Raw genomic sequence first — 4,035 nt, 5'->3', positions numbered from 1 at the left:
TGAACTCGTTCTGCTAAAGCAGAACATCGGGGCTTCAGATGGAGACTCTACTCCACCTGAAGAAAAGTCTTCTCTCCCACTTATAGAAGTGGGAGTCTTTTCAAAAAATCAAAATATTTTCAAAAATATTGTTATAAATATACTGGATATGAAAAATCCCTCATCTTCTACAAAATGTAGATTAGAGAGATTTTTCGTTTGTATTTTATAGGGAAATTACCAAAATTTATAAAGCTAATATATAATTAATCTGTGAATTTCTCTAATCAACATTATTCTACAAGGAGTCTTAAAGAATTATCCAAAGAAATACATTGAAATCCCATAGTATAAGAATAGTACAACTAAAACTACAGGTATTATCGTTATCAACCCAGCAATAATCAATGCAAAAAAGTCTCCCTTTTCAAATTCAGTGGCATCCTTAAGTTGGTTCAAGACTTTTTCTTCTTCAATCAATTTTCTTTTTCTAGATTTAAACCCTTTATCAAAGCCATTAAGAAAATTCATATTTCCTCACCACTAAAGTGACAAGCCACAGAATGCCCTTTTTCTACTTCTCTAAATTGTGGTACCTGGCGTTTGCAAATGTCTTTTGCAATGGGACACCTTGTATGGAATTTGCACCCAGTAGGTACAATAATATTCGAGGGAATATCTCCTTCTAATATAATCTTTTTCTTACTTCTAGCTTTTTCTAAATCTGTTTCCGGAATAGCTGATAGTAAGGCTTTAGTATATGGATGTTGTGGATTTTCGTATAAACTATGTTTATCAGTAAATTCAACCATATCTCCTAAATACATAACTCCTATTCTATCACTTATATGCTTAACAACAGATAGATCATGAGAAATGAAAAGGTAAGCAAGGCTAAATTCATTTTGTAAGTCTTTTAATAAGTTAATGATTTGGGATTGGATTGAAACGTCAAGGGCTGATACGGCCTCATCACAAACAATAAATTTAGGTTTCAAGGCAAGTGCACGAGCAATACCTATTCTCTGACGTTGTCCACCAGAAAATTCATGGGGATATCTATAAATCATATAATCATCCAATCCACATGTTTTCATTATTTCTTTAACATAGTTCTCAAAATCATCATTTCTATTCTTGAAAATGCCATGTTCAAGAAGGGCTTCTCCAATGATCTCTCCTACAGTCATCCTTGGATTTAATGATGAATATGGATCTTGAAAAATGATTTGCATTTCTCGTCTTAGTGGCATCATCTTATTATTAGAGTAATTAGTAATATTCTCTCCATTAAAGAAGATTTCACCTTCAGTTGGTTCGTCCAGTTTCAGTATTGTTCTTCCTAATGTAGACTTACCACAACCAGATTCCCCAACCAAACCAACAGTTTCACCTTCATAAATAGTAATATCAATGCCATCATTTGCTCTAACATATAACTTATCGCCATGAACATTAGACAGGGCTTCATATTCAGTTAGAACAGTATTAAGTTCATCACTAAATCTTTTCCCTTCTTTAAACTGCTTATATATATCATTAAATAATTCCTTTTCTTTTAACTTAAGATTAGTGTGAGTATACTCATTATTAAAGATTTTTATAGCTCTTAAACTTATTTTCTTTAGATTCTTCTTTTCATTTCTTTTCTTACCTGTTGGAAAATATTGTTTTATCCCCTTAGTTTCTAATAAAACATTAGGCATTTCTACACCCCACTTCTGGATAAAAACATCTTATCAAATGTCCACTTGCTACCTCAACTAATTTAGGTTTTTCATTAACACATTTTTCGGTAGAATATTCACAACGGGTTGAAAATCTACATCCCTTTGGTAGTTTTAATGGGTGAGGAACACTTCCTTGAATTTGGTCTAAATGTTCAACTTCTTCATCTAATAATGGAATTGATTTCAATAATCCTTCCTTATAAGGATGTGAATACTTACTTTTTCTATCAAAAATAGTATCTACAGGAGCTCGCTCTAAAATTTCACCTGTATACATGACAGCAACATCATCTGCTAGCTCTGCAATTGCTCCTAAATCGTGAGTTATAAACATGATTGCTGTATTATAAGCTTTTTTAAGATCATTCATTAGCTTAAAAATCTGTGCTTGAATTGTAACATCTAATGCAGTTGTTGGTTCGTCAGCAATCAGCAGTTTTGGCTCACACGCAAGTGCCATAGCAATCATAACACGTTGTCTCATACCGCCAGATAATTGAAAGGGATAATTATAGACAACATTTTCTGGATTGGGAATTTTAACTTCTCTTAGAAGTTCAACCGCTACATTCCAAGCCTCTTTTTTCGATTTACCTTGGTGTAAGATAATAGGCTCACTTAATTGCTTACCTATACGATGAACAGGATTAAGTGATGTCATAGGTTCTTGAAATATCATAGAAATATCATTGCCACGAATACTTCTCATTTTCTCTTCGCTTATTCCAACAAGATCCATTTCATTAAAGATAATCTCACCATCAACAATTTTACCTGGATAATCTAATAAGTTTAATATACTAAATGCTGTTACTGATTTGCCTGAACCAGACTCACCAACAATACCTAGTGTTTTACCAGCTTCTATTGTGAAATCTACTCCTTGAACTGCTTTAACAGTACCTTTATTTGTAAAAAAGTAAGTGTGTAAATTCTTAACCTCAAGTAATTTGTTATTCATTTACATCCCTCCTCTTTTACTAAATATTTTTTCTTCTCTATTAGCTTTTTTCTGAGCTTTACGTCTTTCTTTAGCAGCTTTTCTTTGTTCCTTCGTAATGATTTCAGATTTAGGATCAACAGCATCTCTTAATCCTTCACCAATTAAGTTTATACTCATAATAAACATGAATAGCATTGTGCCAGGAAATACCCAAACCCACCAGAAATTCCTTAAACTCGTACTATTTTGAGCAGCCTTTGATAATAATGCTCCCCAAGTAGGAATAGGTTCTGTTACGGATAAATTTAAGAATGACAAGAATGCTTCACCTAGAATTGCAGAGGCAAAAGTAAGGGTTCCAGAAACAATAACCATAGCTAATACATTTGGAATTAAATGTCTCATAATTTGATTTCGTTTCTTGATTCCTAGAGCTTTAGTTGCCAAAATAAAGTCTTGTTCTTTTAAAGATAATATCTGACCACGAACTATTCTTGCTAATCCAGTCCACCTTATTAAACCTAAAATAGCAATAATAATGAACAATCTAAATTCAGCAGGTTTATCTCTAAAAATTGCAGAAATAGTGAATGCTAATGCTAAAAATGGGAATGAATAGATAACCTCAACAATCCTCATTATAATTGAGTCAATTTTACCACCAAAATACCCTGCAATAGAACCCATAGTAACACCAATAAACACTGCCATAATTGTTGATAAAAATCCCACTTGTAATGATATCCATCCACCTTCCAATACACGGACAACTGTATTTCTACCATACTTATCAGTGCCAAAGGGGTGTTCCCAACTTGGAGGTAGATTCTTTATAGATGTATCAGTAGCTGAAAAGTCATAGCCAGTGAATTTTGTATAAAAATGTGTTACCACTACTACAGTAACAATTATAAGGAATAACCAAAGTCCAACCATAGCTAGTCTGTTATTTTTAAATTTAATAATAGTCTGTTGAGTAGGTGAAAGAATGACTTCATCTTTCTTACTAAATCCTTTATTCTGTTCTGTAATTTCAGACATTATTTCACCTTCCCTTCCCTAATTCTTGGATCAACAATCATATAACCAACATCAATGAATATATTGCCTAATAATGTAAGCAGACCAAAGAATAGTAATGCTGTTTGTAGAATTGCTCTGTCCTTGTATCCATAGGCTTCATTCAACAAGTAACCCATCCCTGGATAAGCAAATATTTTTTCGACAACAATAGATCCACCAAATAAGATTGGAATCCACATACCGATTAGTGTTACCACAGGAATCAATGCATTTTGGAATGCATGTCTATAAATAACTACCTTTTCTACTAGTCCCTTTGCTCTTGCAGTTCGAACATAGTCAGATTTTAACACTTCTATC

6 protein-coding genes are annotated in these 4,035 nt (G+C 32.9%); 1 reads left to right on the top strand and 5 read right to left on the bottom strand.

All coding sequences use genetic code 11. The features are described 5' to 3' along the window. Window positions 1-211 (top strand): hypothetical protein (locus JMO20_RS19865; protein WP_207753556.1); only part of this gene is annotated, 211 nt, incomplete at its 5' end. An 86-nt stretch (window positions 212-297) separates the two neighbouring features. On the opposite strand, the gene JMO20_RS18970 is transcribed toward JMO20_RS19865, so the two are convergent. The 5 genes from JMO20_RS18970 to JMO20_RS18950 all read right to left on the bottom strand — a co-directional run. Then, the gene (locus tag JMO20_RS18970; RefSeq protein WP_202711328.1) at window positions 298-510 is read right to left on the bottom strand and encodes a hypothetical protein; all 213 of its coding nucleotides are present in this window, start codon (window positions 508-510) and stop codon (window positions 298-300) included. Continuing rightward, window positions 507-1,685 (bottom strand): ABC transporter ATP-binding protein, encoded by a 1,179-nt coding sequence (locus JMO20_RS18965; RefSeq protein WP_202711327.1) that lies wholly within the window; start codon window positions 1,683-1,685, stop codon window positions 507-509. Before JMO20_RS18965 ends, JMO20_RS18970 begins: the two co-directional genes overlap by 4 nt. After that, complete coding sequence (locus tag JMO20_RS18960) at window positions 1,678-2,670, bottom strand: ABC transporter ATP-binding protein (protein ID WP_202711326.1); 993 nt, start codon at window positions 2,668-2,670, stop codon at window positions 1,678-1,680. Before JMO20_RS18960 ends, JMO20_RS18965 begins: the two co-directional genes overlap by 8 nt. Further along, a complete protein-coding gene (locus JMO20_RS18955; protein WP_202711325.1) occupies window positions 2,671-3,693 on the bottom strand; it encodes an ABC transporter permease in 1,023 nt (340 codons plus the stop codon). It abuts the gene before it with no gap. Then, window positions 3,693-4,035 (bottom strand): ABC transporter permease subunit (locus tag JMO20_RS18950; RefSeq protein WP_202711324.1); only part of this gene is annotated, 343 nt, incomplete at its 5' end. The genes JMO20_RS18950 and JMO20_RS18955, both read right to left, overlap by 1 nt.

Origin of the sequence: Sporosalibacterium faouarense, assembly GCF_016765695.1 — a bacterium.
GTDB lineage: Bacteria > Bacillota > Clostridia > Tissierellales > VENL01 > Sporosalibacterium > Sporosalibacterium faouarense.
This window is presented reverse-complemented; position numbering and strand designations above follow the sequence as displayed.

Coding starts and splice junctions, on each gene's coding strand:
- JMO20_RS18970 (WP_202711328.1), bottom strand. CDS start 510: ATGAATTTTCTTAATGGCTTTGATAAAGGGTTTAAATCTAGAAAAAGA.
- JMO20_RS18955 (WP_202711325.1), bottom strand. CDS start 3,693: ATGTCTGAAATTACAGAACAGAATAAAGGATTTAGTAAGAAAGATGAA.
- JMO20_RS18960 (WP_202711326.1), bottom strand. CDS start 2,670: ATGAATAACAAATTACTTGAGGTTAAGAATTTACACACTTACTTTTTT.
- JMO20_RS18965 (WP_202711327.1), bottom strand. CDS start 1,685: ATGCCTAATGTTTTATTAGAAACTAAGGGGATAAAACAATATTTTCCA.